The 16,594-nt window shown below is 62.3% G+C and carries 17 protein-coding genes; 10 read left to right on the top strand and 7 right to left on the bottom strand.

The features are described 5' to 3' along the window. Nucleotides 1-142: 142 nt before the first annotated feature. Both xseA and J3R84_RS19145 read right to left on the bottom strand, forming a co-directional pair. Nucleotides 143-1,741, bottom strand: a complete 1,599-nt coding sequence (gene xseA / locus J3R84_RS19150; protein ID WP_203527329.1) for an exodeoxyribonuclease VII large subunit — start codon at nucleotides 1,739-1,741, stop codon at nucleotides 143-145. An 83-nt stretch (nucleotides 1,742-1,824) separates the two neighbouring features. After that, entirely contained in the window at nucleotides 1,825-3,639 is a 1,815-nt protein-coding gene (locus J3R84_RS19145) for a hypothetical protein (RefSeq protein WP_038575812.1), read from the bottom strand. A 166-nt stretch (nucleotides 3,640-3,805) separates the two neighbouring features. On the opposite strand from J3R84_RS19145, the gene J3R84_RS19140 reads away from it, so the two are divergent. The 4 genes from J3R84_RS19140 (at nucleotide 3,806) to J3R84_RS19125 (ending at nucleotide 6,246) form a co-directional block, all read left to right on the top strand. Continuing rightward, nucleotides 3,806-4,804 carry a glycosyltransferase gene (locus J3R84_RS19140; RefSeq protein ID WP_038576640.1) on the top strand — a complete coding sequence of 333 codons (999 nt, stop codon included), beginning with the start codon at nucleotides 3,806-3,808 and terminating at the stop codon, nucleotides 4,802-4,804. A 28-nt stretch (nucleotides 4,805-4,832) separates the two neighbouring features. After that, on the top strand, nucleotides 4,833-5,543 hold the full coding sequence (locus J3R84_RS19135) for a class I SAM-dependent methyltransferase (RefSeq protein ID WP_025425567.1): 711 nt from the start codon (nucleotides 4,833-4,835) through the stop codon (nucleotides 5,541-5,543). 108 nt (nucleotides 5,544-5,651) lie between these two features. Next, nucleotides 5,652-6,014 (top strand): DMT family transporter, encoded by a 363-nt coding sequence (locus J3R84_RS19130; RefSeq protein ID WP_203527328.1) that lies wholly within the window; start codon nucleotides 5,652-5,654, stop codon nucleotides 6,012-6,014. 25 nt (nucleotides 6,015-6,039) lie between these two features. After that, complete coding sequence (locus J3R84_RS19125; RefSeq protein ID WP_025425565.1) at nucleotides 6,040-6,246, top strand: hypothetical protein; 207 nt, start codon at nucleotides 6,040-6,042, stop codon at nucleotides 6,244-6,246. A gap of 4 nt (nucleotides 6,247-6,250) precedes the next feature. Here J3R84_RS19125 and J3R84_RS19120 read toward each other — a convergent pair whose 3' ends face one another. Beyond that, nucleotides 6,251-7,030: a helix-turn-helix transcriptional regulator gene (locus J3R84_RS19120; protein WP_025425564.1), complete on the bottom strand. Its 780-nt coding sequence runs from the start codon at nucleotides 7,028-7,030 to the stop codon at nucleotides 6,251-6,253. 128 nt (nucleotides 7,031-7,158) lie between these two features. On the opposite strand from J3R84_RS19120, the gene J3R84_RS19115 reads away from it, so the two are divergent. Then, nucleotides 7,159-7,566, top strand: coding sequence for a hypothetical protein (locus tag J3R84_RS19115; RefSeq protein WP_025425563.1), 408 nt, complete (start codon nucleotides 7,159-7,161; stop codon nucleotides 7,564-7,566). A gap of 63 nt (nucleotides 7,567-7,629) precedes the next feature. On the opposite strand, the gene J3R84_RS19110 is transcribed toward J3R84_RS19115, so the two are convergent. Next, on the bottom strand, nucleotides 7,630-8,616 hold the full coding sequence (locus J3R84_RS19110) for a Gfo/Idh/MocA family protein (protein ID WP_025425562.1): 987 nt from the start codon (nucleotides 8,614-8,616) through the stop codon (nucleotides 7,630-7,632). A 277-nt stretch (nucleotides 8,617-8,893) separates the two neighbouring features. Here J3R84_RS19110 and J3R84_RS19105 point away from each other — a divergent pair, with 277 nt between their 5' ends. Further along, on the top strand, nucleotides 8,894-9,844 hold the full coding sequence (locus tag J3R84_RS19105; RefSeq protein WP_025425561.1) for an aldo/keto reductase: 951 nt from the start codon (nucleotides 8,894-8,896) through the stop codon (nucleotides 9,842-9,844). A 19-nt stretch (nucleotides 9,845-9,863) separates the two neighbouring features. Beyond that, nucleotides 9,864-10,337, top strand: a complete 474-nt coding sequence (locus tag J3R84_RS19100; RefSeq protein ID WP_203527327.1) for a GNAT family N-acetyltransferase — start codon at nucleotides 9,864-9,866, stop codon at nucleotides 10,335-10,337. Here J3R84_RS19100 and J3R84_RS19095 read toward each other — a convergent pair. Then, nucleotides 10,289-10,933, bottom strand: a complete 645-nt coding sequence (locus J3R84_RS19095; protein WP_038576634.1) for a hypothetical protein — start codon at nucleotides 10,931-10,933, stop codon at nucleotides 10,289-10,291. The two genes, J3R84_RS19100 and J3R84_RS19095, sit on opposite strands and share 49 nt — an antisense overlap. Before the next feature lie 86 nt (nucleotides 10,934-11,019). Continuing rightward, the gene (locus tag J3R84_RS19090) at nucleotides 11,020-11,910 is read right to left on the bottom strand and encodes a LysR family transcriptional regulator (protein WP_025425558.1); all 891 of its coding nucleotides are present in this window, start codon (nucleotides 11,908-11,910) and stop codon (nucleotides 11,020-11,022) included. Nucleotides 11,911-12,137: 227 nt separating this feature from the next. Here J3R84_RS19090 and J3R84_RS19085 point away from each other — a divergent pair, with 227 nt between their 5' ends. From J3R84_RS19085 to J3R84_RS19075, 3 genes are all read left to right on the top strand, one after another. Next, nucleotides 12,138-13,133 carry an aldo/keto reductase gene (locus J3R84_RS19085; protein ID WP_025425557.1) on the top strand — a complete coding sequence of 332 codons (996 nt, stop codon included), beginning with the start codon at nucleotides 12,138-12,140 and terminating at the stop codon, nucleotides 13,131-13,133. A 105-nt stretch (nucleotides 13,134-13,238) separates the two neighbouring features. Continuing rightward, nucleotides 13,239-13,598: a nuclear transport factor 2 family protein gene (locus tag J3R84_RS19080; RefSeq protein WP_025425556.1), complete on the top strand. Its 360-nt coding sequence runs from the start codon at nucleotides 13,239-13,241 to the stop codon at nucleotides 13,596-13,598. Nucleotides 13,599-13,639: 41 nt separating this feature from the next. Next, a complete protein-coding gene (locus tag J3R84_RS19075) occupies nucleotides 13,640-13,996 on the top strand; it encodes a VOC family protein (RefSeq protein WP_038575809.1) in 357 nt (118 codons plus the stop codon). 60 nt (nucleotides 13,997-14,056) lie between these two features. Here the strand turns inward: J3R84_RS19075 and pheT are convergent, their stop codons facing one another. Then, on the bottom strand, nucleotides 14,057-16,483 hold the full coding sequence (gene pheT / locus J3R84_RS19070) for a phenylalanine--tRNA ligase subunit beta (RefSeq protein WP_025425554.1): 2,427 nt from the start codon (nucleotides 16,481-16,483) through the stop codon (nucleotides 14,057-14,059). Between the last annotated feature and the right edge of the window lie 111 nt (nucleotides 16,484-16,594).

The following is a 16,594-nucleotide window of genomic DNA, read 5'->3' as shown; positions in this document are numbered from 1 at the left end:
CTTCCATTCCGCAGAGTGCTGTGAGCGCGGCGTTATGCTGCCTCCGTGACAGGGAAATGAAAAGCAGGCGTCATTGATGCAGGCCGCACAGTCAACCCGTCCTCGTTGGAAAGATGAGGGCTCCCGTGATCGCAAACCTTGCCTAGAACAGGCTGCCTTGCTTCGACGGGTCGCCACCGGAACCACCGGTTTTCGGCTGCTTCTTCCTGGCGGCCGCCTGGGCTGTCGGCTCCCCACCCTCACCCGCAATCGCCGAAACGCTGCCGTCGGCAAATTCCAGCGACAGCGCCATGCCGGGCGCAACGGCCGCGGCCTGGCGAACCGGGCCGCCCTCGCCGTCGCGCACCAGCGCAAAACCGCGCTGCAGGACATTGCGATAGGACAGCGATTGCAGGATGCGGTCCTGTGCGGCGATGACACCCGTCAACCGGCGAATGTCCGTGCGGATTGCCGCGTCGGACCGCGCAACCAGCCCAGCCACGCGATCCGTCGAGCGGTGGATCTGGGCCAGCAGGCGCGACGGCAGCGCGCGCAGCGACGCATCCGCCGCCGAGACACGCGACTGTCCGCGATGGACCTGACGCTCGACGACGCGCTCGGCGCGGTTCATCGCATCGTTTAGCCGTTGCCGACGATCGCCGAGCCGCGCCTTGACCAGATCCGGCCGCAGCTCCGCCGAAGCGCGCTCGAACATCCGGCGCTTGTTCGTTGTGTTCATCATCAGACCACGCCCGAGGCCGAGGGCAGCCTCGTCGAAGCGTCGACGCGGCAGCGCCAACAACTGATCGAGCGACGGCAGCGCCCGGGCAAGCGACCGCACCACTTGGCGACGGTTTTCCATCTGCCTGACCATGCCGGCCTTCAGCCGCGCCGAAAGGCCGGATACTTCCGCTTCCAGATCGGCCTTGACCGGCACGGCCATTTCCGCCGCCCCGGTCGGGGTCGGTGCGCGTTGGTCGGCAGCATAGTCGATCAACGTCCAGTCGGTCTCGTGACCGACGGCCGAGATCAGCGGGATGACGGACGCTGCCGCCGCGCGCACGACCGCCTCGTCGTTGAAACCCCAGAGATCTTCCAGGCTGCCGCCACCGCGCGCGACGATCAGGACGTCGGGGCGGGTGATCGGCCCGCCGGCTTCGCATTCGTTGAAGCCACGGATGGCCGCCGCCACCTCGTCTCCCGAGCCTTCGCCCTGGACCCTAACCGACCAGACGACGACATGGACGGGGAACCGGTCGGCGATGCGGTGGAGGATATCGCGAATGACGGCCCCGGTCGGCGAAGTGACCACGCCGATCACCTTTGGCATAAAAGGCAGCGGCCGCTTGCGCGTCGCGTCGAACAGGCCTTCGGCGCCAAGCTTGCGCTTGCGCTCTTCCAAAAGCGCCATCAACGCGCCGGCACCGGCCGGCTCCAGCGTCTCGATGACGATCTGGTATTTCGACGAACCGGGGAAGGTCGTGACCTTGCCGGTGGCGATCACTTCCATGCCCTCTTCCGGGCGGAAGCGCAGCCGCGAGAAGGTGCCCTTCCAGATCACCGCATCGATGCGCGCCCGATCGTCCTTGAGCGCGAAATAGGCGTGCCCCGAAGAATGCGGCCCACGATAGCCCGAGATCTCGCCACGCACACGAACCTGATCGAAGGCCTGCTCGACCGTACGCTTGATCGAGCCGGAAAGCTCGGAGACCGAATATTCGGTGAGGTTGCTCGGAGAATCGTTGTCGAAAATGGAGCTCATGCCCATTTGTAGCCGACGAGAGGCCCAAGGTCAGCAGAACCGTGCGCCTTTCTACCGGTTTCTTCCTCCGCCGTCCCCGCTCGCTATGGCTTCAGCGCGTAGAGCAAAATGCTGGATTTCTCGGAAACAGGCAGCGGCGTCAGAAACTCCGGAACCCGACCGGCGGCGAGCTGCCCGTAGAGCCCCCGAGGTTCCCGCTTGATGATCATGTCTGCCTGAACATCGTTGGCGCAAAATGCCAGGATCGGTTCGTGCAACTTGCTCAGCATCGCCTTGGCATCAGATGGCGACGCCAGCCCGATCTTCAGCTCCATAAGCATGCCATCGGCATTGCGATGATAGGGCGCCGTCAAGACACGGTGGCTCGTGTATCTAAGGATCGAGGCGCCAATATCCGAAGGACCAACGATCATCGATGGCGGAAGACCTTCAAGATCTGAAAGAGCTGCCGGCGTCAGGCAGTTTTCGGTATTGGACGCCTGCGGCGCCTCCAGAGCGGCAAGGCCGTTGCGTGCCAAGGCGCCGCCGATTGCCCAGACTGCGGGCACCGAAAAAATCAGAACAAGGACATAGGCGAGCGATGCGCTCACGCCCCTGGTTCCCCCCTGCGACCAGGCTCGCATATCCACGAGCAGCAGCGAGAGCGGCAGGATTGCCAGAAGGTTGGAAAACGCCATCGCTCGCACCTGGACCATCGCGATGGCAAGATTGGCAGCAACAAGGGCGACGAGGATGAGATGCAGTCTGACCCGATCGCCCTGCCAAATGCGCCAGACACAGACGAGCGATGCAAAGACCCCACAGAAATAGTAGGCGCCGACGCTTGCCGGCTGGCGCGCCAGCACGGTCGCGAAGGATTGCGCCTCGGTCACACGGTCGAGCCAAAGTTCGATCAACAGCGGGTCAAGATCGGCAAGCGGGTTGCCAAGGCATTGGGGCGCAATAACGAGTGCGACAGCCAGGACGGAACAGGCACTGACGGCCAGCGCGACAAACCGAGCCGATATTCCGCGATCGCTAACAAATGCCGCAGACGCAGCCAGCACACAACCGCCGACAAGTGCCAGGGAGTAGAAGGCGATCGACAGGTTGTCACAGGTTGCCACGCGATAGAGGTGAGGCGGCACCGTGAGGAAGAACACAGTGCTCAAGGTAACTGCCAGTGAGATGCCGAAAGCGATGGTCGCACCAGCAACGTCCCGCCCGAGGAGCGCCCATTGCAACGCGACAATGGCACAAACGACCGCCACAAGCGGCGTCGTCTCGGCGCCGATGGCAATCGCCAGCGCCGCCGCCGCGCCGGCAATCACGTAGTTGCGCGCACGATGGCGCATGTCGACCAGCATCGCGGCCATCACTGCAGCCAGGACCAGCTGGACGTTGTGGTGATCGATGGCGCCACCCATAAACCGATTGCTGGTCACCACAAAGATCGCCGTCAGACCGAGGCAGAAATGCATGCATTGCGTTCCGCCAATACGACGGCCGGCGAGCCCCATGAACACCAGCAATGGAATGGCGAGGAAGATCGGCCAGATCGCAAGCGCCAGCACTTCGGCTCTGTCGGCACCGAAGAGCGGACTGAGCAAGGAAATGAGCCCGGCTATCGGCAGGTCGATCAGCCGCGACCAATGCATCTGCGTGCCGCCATCCAGACCGAGACGAAGCTGGACCAGGTCGAACCAGCCTTGACCGTTGAGCAGGTCTCGAACCTGAACCAGCCGCATGGCGTCATCATTGTCGCGGCCCACATAATCCGATGCGCGGAGGAAACGGACGGCCAAAAACAAGACGACGGGCGCGCCATAGAACAGGACCATCCAAGGCAAGCTCGACCAGAAGCGCATTTTTGCGGTCACTGCCGCCGGGTCCTGACGTCTCGCAATTCTGTCCAGCATCTTCTTACGCCCCTATCCTCCCAGGACCCTAATCGGGCGGGATCAAAAAACCGTAAAGTTGTACCGGGCTCCCGAAGACAAACGCGCTGACGCGCATGTGCACTTTGGCGTGTTGTTAACCGGCGACACCTATCATGCGCTGACACTTTCAAATCGAGCTGCGCCGATGTTTGAACCCTTAAGCATTGCTGTCCTTCTGCCCTGCTACAACGAAGCTTCGACCATCGGCGGCGTCGTGCGCGACTTCAGAGCCGCATTGCCGACGGCCAGCATTCACGTCTTCGACAACAACTCGACGGACGGAACCGCCTTGCAGGCAATGCTCGCCGGCGCCACCGTCGTTCGCGAAAGACGGCAAGGCAAAGGACACGTGGTCCGGCGGATGTTCGCCGACATCGACGCGGATATCTACGTGATGGCAGATGGCGACGGCACCTACTCACCGGCTGACGCCGAGGACCTGATCCGCACGCTGATTACCGAACAGTCGGACATGGTCGTGGGGACGCGGCGCAATATTCGCGAAGATGCAGGCAGGCAGGGTCACGCGCTCGGCAACAAGCTCTTCAACTACCTCTACCGGTCGATCTTCGGTACGGATTTCAGTGACATCTTTTCCGGCTATCGCGTCTTCTCGCGACGGTTCGTGAAGAGTTTTCCGGCGATATCCGCCGGCTTCGAGATCGAGACCGAGATGTCGGTGCATGCCTCGCGGTTGAAGCTGCCGGTCAGCGAACTGGAGCTGGATTATGGCAGACGCCCCGAAGGCTCGCATTCCAAGCTCTCAACTTACCGCGACGGCGCCAAGATCCTCTGGATGTTCGCAATGCTGATGAAGGAAACGCGACCCTTCGCCTTCTTTGGTCTGATCAGCCTCGCTTTCATGACAACGAGCCTGATTTTCATGACGCCGGTGCTGATCGAATATTTCGGCACGGGGCTGGTTCCCCGCATGCCGACCTGGGTGCTTTCGATGGTGCTGCTGCTGATATCGATCACGATGTTCACCGCCGGCCTGATCCTGGACTCCGTATCGCGGGCCCGCACCGAGCAGTTGCGGCTGCATTACATGGCGACCGGCCGGCGCGCAGCGCGAGAGGCTGTCGTCGAAAAGCCGGCGGTCCCGCAGCTCCGTGCCCACCGGCGCGGACCGGACGCGGCCTAAGCTCACGAGATATATGGAACCCCTGTCGATGAACCGCGAAACCACCAACCGCATACGCTTTGTCATCGAAGACATATTGCCGCCGTTCGTCAGGGACTCACGCCTGTTCAAGGGCATGGCGAGCCTCGCCTGGGGCGAGCATATCGGCCACCTCGCCCGTTTTCGCGAACGTGCCCCCTTCCTGACGGCCTTAGAATACGAGCAGCTCTACAAGCAGCATCCACGCGTTCACGAAGGAACCGACAATTCCGAAGCCTGTGTTCGCAAGATTGCGGCCGAAGTACGCGGCAAATCCGTCTGCGATGTCGGTTGCGGCACCGGCGTGCTGCTTAAGCACATCCGAGGCGCGAACCCCGATCTGCGGCGCTTGACCGGCGTCGACTTCGCCATCGATGACGCGGCCACAATCGAGGGCGTGGAATACTTCGCGGCGATGATCGAAGAGCTTCCCTTCGCGGATGGCGAATTCGATACCGTCGTCTGCACCCACGTCATCGAGCATATCCTCGACTATCGCAAGGCGATTGCCGAACTGCGCCGTATCACCCGGCAGCGGCTGATCATCGTCGTTCCGCGCGAACGCGAATATCGCTACACCTTCAATCCGCATTTCAATTTCTTCCCCTATACGCACTCCTTCCTGCGGGCGATGCATCCTGTCCCAGCGCAACACGCGTGCATCGATATCGGTCGCGATATTTTCTATTGCGAAGACAAGGCCTACTGCATGTTTCCTTAAATCCTATTCGATTTAAGGATAAAAACATGCAGCAATTCAAAGTGCTACAGCGACCTTTGCGCGTCTAATGAGACGCGCGGCGCTGTAGCCGATGCGAGGTGCCCTGCGATGAATCTCAATCTCGCCCCGGCCGTTTGGTTTGGACTGTTCTTCACGCCGGTTTTGATCTCGGCCGGCCAGATCCTTTTCAAGCTGACGAGCGCCAAGACGGGAAGCCCTGACGCACAGGGCCTGCTGGCGCTCATCTTCAGTCCGACGCTGCTGACGGCCCTGATCATCTACGGCTTCGGCACGATCATCTGGATCTTCACCATCAGGTCGGTACCGCTGACCATCGCCTACTCGTTCATGGCCCTGACCTTTTGCATCGTGCCGCTGCTTGCCGCCGTCTTCCTCGGCGAAGCCTTGACGCTGCGCTATGTCGGTGGCGCGGTGCTGATCATCGGCGGCATGATCATCATCAACTCCTGACGGCGATGCCAGCAATGTGGGTTTCATGATCATTATCGCCACCGTCATGCTCGGCATGCTTGTCGCAGGCCTCCGTTCGCCTCGGACATGCCTGTTCGTTGCCGGCGTGCTTTCCATCCTGGCGGGTGCAGGTGGTGACTGGGTGCAGGTTGCAGCAGCGATCGGCGGCTACAACATGGGCATTGCACTGACGCTGTGCGGCGCCATCGTCGCTGGCGTGCATAACGGCTGACACGTCATCCCTTGCGTTCGAAGAAGGTTCTGGTTTCCTCGTTGGCCGGGAAGAAGGATTCGATCAGCACACCTTCCACTAGGGCGTCCTGGGTCGAGCCGAAGGTCTGCAGCGTGGTGATGAAGCTCAACGTAACCGGCCCGACGCGCAACTCGACAGGCAGAACCGGTAGCCGGTCGGTATCCGGATAGTTTTCGACCGCGCGCTTGACGGCGGGATCGGCCGCCAGTTTCTCCAGCCTCTTGCCAAGGCGACTCCTCGGCCCCTGCAGCCAGGCTTCGGTGCGAACGCGCTGGACCAGATCGGCGGCCGCAGCCTCCCAATTGACGACGAGGGCGCGGACATTTTCCGACGAGAGAAAAGCATCGAGAAAGTTCTGGCCGGGATTGAAAGGCACGTCGGCCGAAACGGCGAGCGCCGCCAGCGCCGGATTGACGATCAGGAGCGTGTATTCATGATCGAGCACCAGGCCCGGATAGGGATCGTGGCGAGCAAGGATGAGCCGGATGGCATTGGCCACGGCGGCGGGCATGGCATCGAGCCCCGACGCAGGGCGCGTCGTCATGCGCGGACGATATCCGGCGGCTGAAAACAGCGTGCCCTGGTCGCGCGCAGGAATGTCGAGCACCGAGGCCAGACGCAGGATCATGCCTTCCGATGGCTTCGATCGGCCGGTTTCGAGGAAGGAAAGGTGCCGCGTCGAGATGCCGGCAGCCACCGCCAGGTCAAGCTGGCTCATGCGGCGGTGCCCACGCCATTCCTTCAGGTGATTGCCGAATTCCATCGATGCCGATCTCCGTTGTGCCGGCAGATTGGCGCAGGCGCTGCGCAAAATCCACTACCTGCGAGGTAATTGGTTTCATGACCGGGAGGCGGCAACATCCGGATATCGACAAACGAATGGAGCCGAAAATGTTGAACCTTTCCAACCGCAGCCTGCTCAACAAGACCTTCCTCGCCGATGGCGCATTTTCGCTCCTCACCGGCGCGGTCCTCATCCTCGGTGCGGCCCCGCTCGCCGCTCTCATCAGCCCTGTCGCCACCCCGCTGATGATAAAGCTGCTTGGCGTCGGGCTTCTGGCCTGGGGGATTTTCCATCTCTCGGCCGCCCGCAACGGTGGGCCGGTTTCGGCTGCCGCCCGCGTCAGTATCGGCGGCGACGTCCTGTGGCAGATCGCAAGCCTTGCACTGCTTGCAACCGCCTATAACTCGCTGACGCCCATCGGCGTCGGGTTCTTGATCGTCGGCCTGATCGGCGTCGGCGACTTCCTGTTCTTCAAGGTGAAGGGCTTCGCCAGGGAGCGCGCGGCGCTGGCCTGATCCGACAACAACGAGAAATGCCCGCCGGCTCGCGCCGGCGGGCTTTTTCTTTCATTAGCCGGCTCAGATCTTTTCCCAGCCGTCCTTGTCGCTGGCGCGGTAGATCGCATCGATGAGCTTCTGGTTGAGCCGCGAGTTTTCGAGCGTGACCACTTCCTCGGCTTCGCCCTTTGCAGCGCGCGCAAACGCTTCCGCCTGCAGCTTGTACTGGCGTGCATCCTGGAAGCGGAAGAGCTGCGACTGGGCGTGGTTCTGGTTGGTGAGCTCCACTTCCTCGCGCCCGTAGCGGTCGGCATTGAACGGCGATTTCACCTCGATGAAACCCTTGTCGCCGTGGAAGACCATGACCTGGCGGGCGGCAAGCTGCGTGGAGATATAGAAGCTCAGTTCGAAATCACCGAAGTCGGCGCGCACGCTCGAATAGATGTCGGTGCCGAATTCCGGGTCGCGATCAGTGCTTGCCTGCACGCGCACCGGCTCCTTGGCCGTCACGAAGCGCGTGGTGATCGTCGGGTAGACGCCGATATCCGGCAGGCCGCCGCCACCGAGTGCCGGAATGTTGCGCATGTTGCCGGGGTCGCGGTTGAAATAGGTGAAGGCACCCTGCACGTGTCGAAGTCGGCCGATAGCCCCTTCGGCAAGCAGCGAGCGGGCCTTGCGCCAGACGGGGCTGTAGGTGACCATGAAGGCTTCGGCGATCAGCACCTTGTTGCGATCGCGCGCCGCGATCAATGCATCGATCTCGGATGCCCGCAGCGCAATCGGCTTTTCGCAGAGCACATGTTTGCCGGCATTGGCAGCCTTGATCGTCCACTCCACGTGCTGCGAGGTCGGCAGCGGGATATAGACCGCATCGATCGTGTCGGAGGCGAGCATCTCCTCATAGGATCCGAAGGCGTGCGGCGCGGAAAAGCGGTCGGCCATGGCGCGCGCCTTTGCGAGGTCGCGGCTGGCGACTGCCGAAACGACGCAGTTCTCGGCGTCCTGAATGGCGGGCACGACGAGATCGCGGCCGATCTTGGCCGTGGACAGAATTCCGAAACGAAACATAGCGGGGCTCCCTGATTTGGCGGCTGAGACTACTGCATGATTCCTTAAACCGGAATCGATTTAAGGAGAAAATCATGCAGCAGTTTAAAGCGTTACAGCGCCTTTAGCGCGTCATATGACGCGCGGCGCCGTAGCGGCGAGGTGCGTACCTATCAAGCGGCGACGACCGATAAAAAAGACCGGCGGCAGGTGACAAGCTTTGTTCGCTTGCCTTATGTTCGTGCCGGCATCCTCCCGATCGCGCACTTGCTTTCATCCAGTCCAATGGAGCGAAACCATGGAAAAACGCAGACTTGGCCGCACTAACCTTTCAATCGCGCCGCTTGTCTTCGGCGGCAATGTCTTCGGCTGGACAGCTGACGAAAAGACGTCCTTCGCCCTGCTCGACGCCTTCTTCGATGCCGGCCTTAATGCCATCGACACCGCTGACGTCTACTCGTCCTGGGCACCAGGAAACCAGGGCGGCGAATCCGAGACGATCATCGGCAAATGGCTGAAACAGTCCGGCCACAGCCGCGACAAGGCTGTGATCGTTACCAAGGTCGGTTCCGAGCTTGGGCCGGACCGCAAGGGCCTGTCACGCCGCTGGGTCCTGCAGGCGGTCGAGGATTCACTGAAGCGGCTGCAGACTGATTATATCGACCTTTACCTCTCGCACTGGCCAGACCCCGAAACGCCTTACGAAGAAACACTTGCCGCCTATGACCAGCTTTTGTCTGAGGGCAAGGTGCGCGCCGTCGGCGCCTCGAACCTGAACTCGCTGCAGCTGCGCGAAGCGCTCGATGTCAGCGCCAATGGCGGCCTGCCGCGCTATGCGGTGCTGCAGCCGGAATACAATCTCTACGATCGCGACAGTTTCGACGGGCCGTTGCGCGATCTTTGCGTCAGCGAAGAGATCGGCGTCATCAGTTATTTCGGCCTGGCGCGCGGCTTCCTCTCGGGCAAATACCGCACGCACAAGGACCTTGAAGGGTCGGCGCGCGGCTCGGGCGTCGAAAAATATCTCGACGGCCGCGGCATGCGCATCCTCGGCGTGCTCGACGAAATCGCTGAAGAGACCGGAGCAACGCAGGCCGAGATTGCGCTCGCTTGGGTGCGAAACCGCAAGGGCATCACCGCTCCCATCGCCAGCGCCACCAATCTCGACCAGTTGACGAGCCTCATCCGTTCGACCCAGCTGACCTTGAGCGACGAGGCAATTCGACAGCTCAACGACGTCAGCGAATAGCAGGAGCAAGGCAAGGACGATGGCATTGAGCATACGGGCGGCGACCGCCAGCGACGAAACGCATTGGCGCCGCCTGTGGGCCGGCTATGTCGCCTTTTCCGGCATTGAGCTGGCGGAGGACATCGTCAGTCTGACCTGGAGCCGCCTCATCGATCCCGCTGCACCGCTCTTTGCCCGGCTGGCGATCCTCGATGGCGAATCGGTCGGTTTCGTGATCTGCCAGGAACAGCTCGCGACCTTCTTCCGACACCCCATCTGCTACATCGAGGATCTCTACGTTGATCCATCAGCGCGCGGCCAAGGCGTCGCCCGCGCCATGATCGACGACCTGATCGCGCTCTACCAGGCGTCGGACTGGGACCGGCTCTATTGGTATACCGAACGCGACAATGCCGTGGCGCGCCGTCTCTACGACCGCTACTCGGCAACCGACGACCACGTGCGCTACAAGTTGACTTTCGGCACGTTCACCGGCTCGGGCAAGAGTGCGTAGAACGCATGATGGCTGCCGTGCTGGTTCGCCATGCCGGGCTTGGTCAGCATCCCGCGCGGCTCGGCGAAGCTTCGGATCCGGCGCGCCGGCCGCTCGTGCCATTGGATATTGAACGCCCAGAGTTTCGGAAAGAAACAGAGCGATGAATAGGGCAGATGGTCGTGGATCCACCAGGCGATCGACTGCCAGCCGCCGAGCTCGTGGCGACGGTCCCAGACCCAGGGAATGACGATGCAGGCGGATGCGCCGATGCAGCCGTCCGCATCGCGCATGTCCCAGATGTGATCGGCCGCCGACGCCGCATTGCTCGAGCAGTTGAGACCGCGGGCATTGCCAAAACCGTTGACCGCGCGGTTTCGGTATCCGGAGCGAATGGTCAAACGGCCGAAGGTCGCTTCCAGCGGTTCCAGTAGCTCCTCGCACAACCGCCGCCCGGCCTCGATCGCCAGCTCGGGATCATCGGGTATATTCGGGATACGATGAAAATCGGCGATCTCCGAATGCAGGAACTCGCGCAAGAAGAAGTTTTTCGACAGCCGCACGCGCCCGAGATCTTCCAATGCGGTTTCTTCACTGCGCTTCCCCTCGTGACACACCGCGTCAGCGCGACTTTGCCCGGCCGACCGGCGATTGCAAGTCCGATGCAAACGCCGATAGCCGTTGATGAGGGCCATCAACCGGCCTAGCTCGCATGCTTGAAGAAATCGATGAAGGCGCGAAGGGCCGGGCGCATCTGGCGCCGGCTCGGATAGTAGAGAAACGGGCCGGCATAGGGCGCGCACCAATCCTCGAGCACGCGGATCAACCGCCCTTCGGCGATTGGCGTTTCCACCCGCGAGAGGAAGAGATAGGCAAGCCCTGCTCCACCCATCGCCGCCTTGATAATCGGCCGGTCTTCCCCAAGGATTAACGGCCCCTCGACGGAAACCGTCAATTCCTCGCCGTGCCTCTCGAACTCCCAGCGATAGAGCGTGCCATTGGAAAAGCGTCGCCGGATGCAGCGGTGGCCGGCGAGATCGCTCGGATGAAAGGGGCGGCCGAAACGCTCGAAATAATCGGGCGATGCAACAACCGCACTTTCCAGCTCCGGCCCGACCTTGACGGCGATCATATCGGCTTCGAGGCTTTCGCCGAGTCGGATGCCGGCGTCGTAGCCTTGTTCGACGATGTCGGTGAAACCATCCTCGTTGGCGATTTCCAGCACGATCTCCGGGTAGCGGTTGAGAAAGGCACCAAGCCGGGGCGCCAGGATAAGATCGGCGGCAAATCGCGGCGCCGTGATGCGCAGATTGCCGGCCGGACGGTCGCGCGTGTCCGTGGCAGCCTCCAGCGCGTGGGCGATCTCGTCGAGCGCCGGTGCCAGTCGTTCAAGGAGGCGCCGCCCCTCCTCGGTCGGCGCGACGCTGCGGGTGGTGCGCGATAAAAGCCGCACACCAAGGCTCGCTTCAAGGCTGCCGACCGCGTGGCTGACGGCCGATGGTGCGATGGCAAGCTCGCGGGCGGCACCACGGAAGCTGCCATGGGCGGCAACCGCGGCAAGGACGGCGAGTTGGGAAAGCTGGGTCCTGTTCATTGATCTAAATAATAGAACAGCCCGTGAGAGTTGACAGAGATTTTCAACCGCATGCTGCGGCCCTATCCTTTGATCATCGTCGTAGCCAGACGGCACCGGGAAGAGCGGCATGCAGGACGCCGCTTGGAGCCGACTGGCCAAGCGCCGACGAATACCGGGCGTTTCGATGCGTTCGCGGGCCACCCTGGCGCGCCTGCATGGTCGCCCCTACCCCGAAAGGACATGACATGAAGACCCGCAAACTCGGGAATGAACTGACCGTCTCCGCCATTGGTCTTGGCTGCATGGGCATGAGCTTTGCCTATGGCGGCGCCGACGAGGCGGAATCGATCCGCACGCTGCAGCGCGCCGTCGACCTCGGCGTCACCTTCTTCGACACGGCCGAAGTCTATGGCCCTTACGAGAATGAAAAGCTTGTCGGCCGGGCGTTGAAGCCGCTACGCGACAAGGTCACGATCGCGACTAAATTCGGCTTCCGCATAGAGCCCGGCAAACCAGCGGCCGAGGCGATCAAAGGCATCGACGGTCGACCGGAAAACGCAAGGGCCGTGGCTGACGCCTCGCTGAAGAGGCTTGGGATCGATGTGATCGACCTCTACTACCAGCACCGCGTCGATCCCGGGGTTCCGATCGAGGAAACCGTCGGCGCCATGGCCGATCTGGTGCGCCAGGGCAAGGTGCGCACGCTCGGGCTTTCCGAGGCAAGTTCCGAAACGATCCGACGTGCCCACAAGGTGCATCCGATCGCGGCGGTCCAGAGCGAATATTCGCTTTGGTCGCGAGACCCGGAAGAGGACGTGCTGGCGACCTGCCGCGACCTCGGCATCGGCTTCGTGCCCTATAGCCCGCTTGGGCGCGGCATGCTGACGGGCACGATCCGCAAGGCTGACGATCTTGCAGCGGACGATTTCCGTCGCTCGTTGCCGCGCTTCCAGGCGGAAAACCTCGGCGCCAACGCCGCCCTTGTCGAAACGCTGGAAGCGCTCGCGCGCGAAAAAGGCGTAACCGCCGCCCAGTTGGCGCTCGCCTGGGTGATCAATCAGGGCGACTTCATCGTGCCCATCCCCGGCGCGCGCAAGCTCCACCACCTGGAGCAGAATGCGGCCGCGGCCGATATCGTGCTGAGCGCTGACGAACTTGCCCGGCTCGGCGATGCGCTGTCGCCGGCGCTCGTTGCTGGCAAGCGCTATACGGAAGCATCGCTGGCGCTCACCAATCGTTGAACGCGCATGCCCCGCCTCCTTGCCGAGGCGGGGCATTCACCCATCGAATTTTCAGCCGGATGCACTACCTTTCCTGTCGTGACCAACAATTTCGGAGGATCGGGAATGTCCGACGAGCAGGCGATCAGCGCGGTGGTGCATCTCTATGTGGACGGCATGGCCTTTGCCAACGAAGGTGCGTTGCGCAAGGCGTTTCACCCAGACGCGGCGATCATCGGCAACTACAGAGGCGCGCTCGAATGGATGACGCGCGACGGCTTCATCAAGGCGGTTCTGGACCAGGGGGCCGCGCCGCCCGGGAGCCAGCCGGAGATGGATGTGGAGATGACCGACATTACCGGCGATGCGGCAACGGTGAAGGTGATCGACAGCTTCGCCGGCGAACGCTTTTCCGATTATCTGTCGCTGGTCAAGATCGACGGGCGCTGGGTGATCGTCAACAAGATCTACCACCTTCACGCCTGATGGCGGGATCAAGCGGGAGCCTCGAGGCCATAGGTCAAATCATGGCGCTCGACCATGTCCAGCTGGCCATGCCTGCCGGGATGGAGGATGTAGCACGGGGTTTCTATGAAGGGCTGCTCGGCCTAACCGAGGTGCAGAAACCATTGAACCTTGCCGGACGTGGTGGCTGTTGGTTCGAGCGAGGAGAGGCAAGAATTCACCTCGGTATCGACCCGGCTTTCTCGCCTGCGCGCAAGGCTCATCCCGCCTTCCTTGTCGACGACCTTGCCCTGCTCCTTTTGCGACTCGAAGCCTCCGGCGTGTCGATCACGCGTGACGCGCCACTTGCCGGATATGCCAGGTGTTACGTCAGCGATCCCTTCGGCAACCGGATCGAGCTGATGCAACGCATTGGTTAGCCGCATGGCAAAGGCCGCTGCAAGCAGCGGCCTTTGCCATGGTTATAAACCGAACGGCCTTCAGGCGCGCAACACGCCGCCTGTCGTCTTGGTGACGTTGGCGACGATCTTGGCCGTCAAAGCCTCGAAGTCCTCGTCGGTCAGCGTGCGCTCGACCGGCTGGATCGTCACTTCGATGGCGATCGACTTCTTGCCTTCGCCAAGGGACGCTCCCTCGAACACGTCGAAGACGCTGACGCCGGTCACCAGCTTGCGGTCGGCGCCGGAGGCTGCACGCAGGATGGCACCTGCCTCGACGCCCTTGTCGACGACGAAGGCGAAGTCGCGCTTGACCGCCTGGAACGGCGAAAGATCAAGTGCCGGCTTGGTGCGGGTCGCCTTCTTCTTCGGTTCCGGCATGGCGTCGACATAGATTTCGAAGCCGCAGAGTGCACCGGAGACATCGAGCGCCTCAAGCGTCTTCGGGTGGAATTCACCGAAGGAGCCAAGCACGATCTTCGGACCGAGCTTGATCGTGCCGGAACGGCCGGGATGATACCAGGCGGGACCGCCGGCTTCGAACTGGACATTGCCCATCGGCACGCCGCAGGCTTCCAAGACCGCGATCGCATCGGCCTTGGCGTCGAAGACGTCGACCGGCTTGCCGCCGCCCTTGGCAGCATTCGACCAGAGACGACCGGCGCCGTTGAGCGATGCGGTGCCACGGCGTACGCCACCGGCAACGCGGCGCTGCTGATCCGGGCCATCGCCTTCATAGGTGCCGGAGACTTCGAAGAGCGCAACGTCGCCAAAGCCCTTGTCGGCATTGCGCTGTGCCGCCGACAGGAGACCCGGCAACAGCGACGGGCGCATGTCCGACATATCGGCCGCGATCGGGTTGGCAAGCTTCAGCGCCGGCTGACCGCCGCCGAAGAGCTTCGCCTGGTCTTCGGAAATGAACGACCAGGTGACGGCCTCCAGCATGCCGCGGCTCGCCAACGCGCGCTTGGCAAGGCGGGTGCGGATCTGCAGCGTCGTCAGGATCTTGCCATTGACGGTGCCATGGCTCGGCAAGGGTGCTGCAACAATGTTGTCGACGCCGTGGATGCGCATGACCTCTTCGACGAGATCGGCCTTGCCGTCGACATCCGGGCGCCAGGACGGCACCGAAACGTTGACGCGCTCGCCCGAGCCCTGGACGCCGAAGCCAAGCTTCTTCAGGATCGTGACGCTCTCTTCCGAGGAAACCTCGAGCCCCGTCAGGCGCTTGACCTCGGACATCGGGAAATCGACGATCTTCGGGCTATAGCCGGCATAGCCGACGACTTCTGCCTTGGCCGGCTTGCCGCCGCAAAGCTCGAGGACCAGTTCGGTGGTGCGCTCGAGACCGGGCACCATGTATTCCGGATCGACACCACGCTCGAAGCGGTAGCGCGCGTCGGTGATGATACCGAGCGTGCGGCCGGACTTGGCGATGTTCATCGGGTCCCAGAGCGCCGATTCGATCAGCACGTCTGTGGTGTTCTCATCGCAGCCGGAGTGTTCGCCGCCCATGATACCGCCGATCGACTCGATGGCCTTTTCGTCTGATATGACGACGTTGTTCGGGCCGAGCTTGTATTCGCGCTGGTCGAGCGCAAGCACGGTTTCGCCTTCCTTGGCGCGGCGCACAGTCAGGTTGCCCGTAACCTTGGCCGCGTCGAAGACGTGCATCGGCCGGCCCTGGTCGAAGGTCATGTAGTTGGTGATGTCGACCAGCGCGTTAATCGGACGAAGACCGATCGACAGCAGCCGCTGCTGCATCCATTTCGGCGACGGGCCGTTCTTGACGCCGCGCACGAGCCGCAGGCCGAAGCCTGGGCAAAGGTGACGATCTTCGCCAAGGTCGATCGTCAGCTTGACCGGGGTCTCGCCTTCGACCGCAAAGGCGGGTGCCGCGCGGGCCTTCAGCGTACCGAGGCCAGAGGCTGCGAGGTCGCGGGCGATGCCGTAAACGCTGGTGCAATCCGGGCGGTTCGGCGTCAGGTTGATCTCGATCATCGGATCGTCGAGGCTGGCATAGGCCGCATAGCTCGTGCCAACAGGCGCATCATCCGGCAGGTCGATGATGCCGTTGTGGTCGTCGGAGATCTCGAGTTCCTTTTCCGAACACATCATGCCGTGGCTTTCGACGCCGCGAATGTTGCCGACGGAGAGCGTGACGTCGATGCCCGGCACGTAGGTGCCCGATGCGGCGAAGGCGCCGACGAGGCCGGCGCGGGCGTTCGGCGCGCCGCAGACGACCTGAACCGGTGCGCCTGTGCCGGTATCGACCATCAGGACCCGAAGCTTGTCGGCATTCGGATGCTGCTCGGCGGAAACGACCTTGGCGATGACGAACGGCTTGAAGGCGGCCTTGTCGTCGACATCCTCGACTTCAAGCCCGATCATCGTCAAGCGCGCACAGATCTCGTCCAGCGAAGCGTCGGTATCAAGGTGGTCCTTGAGCCAGGAAAGCGTGAATTTCATGATTTCACCTGTGTCCTCGAGCGTTTCCGGCTTAAACCGGGTTGCAGAAACACTCTATCCCTTTGTTTTTACACATTTCCTGGCGGAAAACCGCTTCGCACTTTTCCTGGA

The organism is Ensifer canadensis (genome assembly GCF_017488845.2).
Classification (GTDB): Bacteria; Pseudomonadota; Alphaproteobacteria; order Rhizobiales; family Rhizobiaceae; genus Ensifer; species Ensifer canadensis.
Note: the sequence above shows the minus strand (reverse complement) of the source record. Positions and strands in the feature narration are given on the sequence as shown.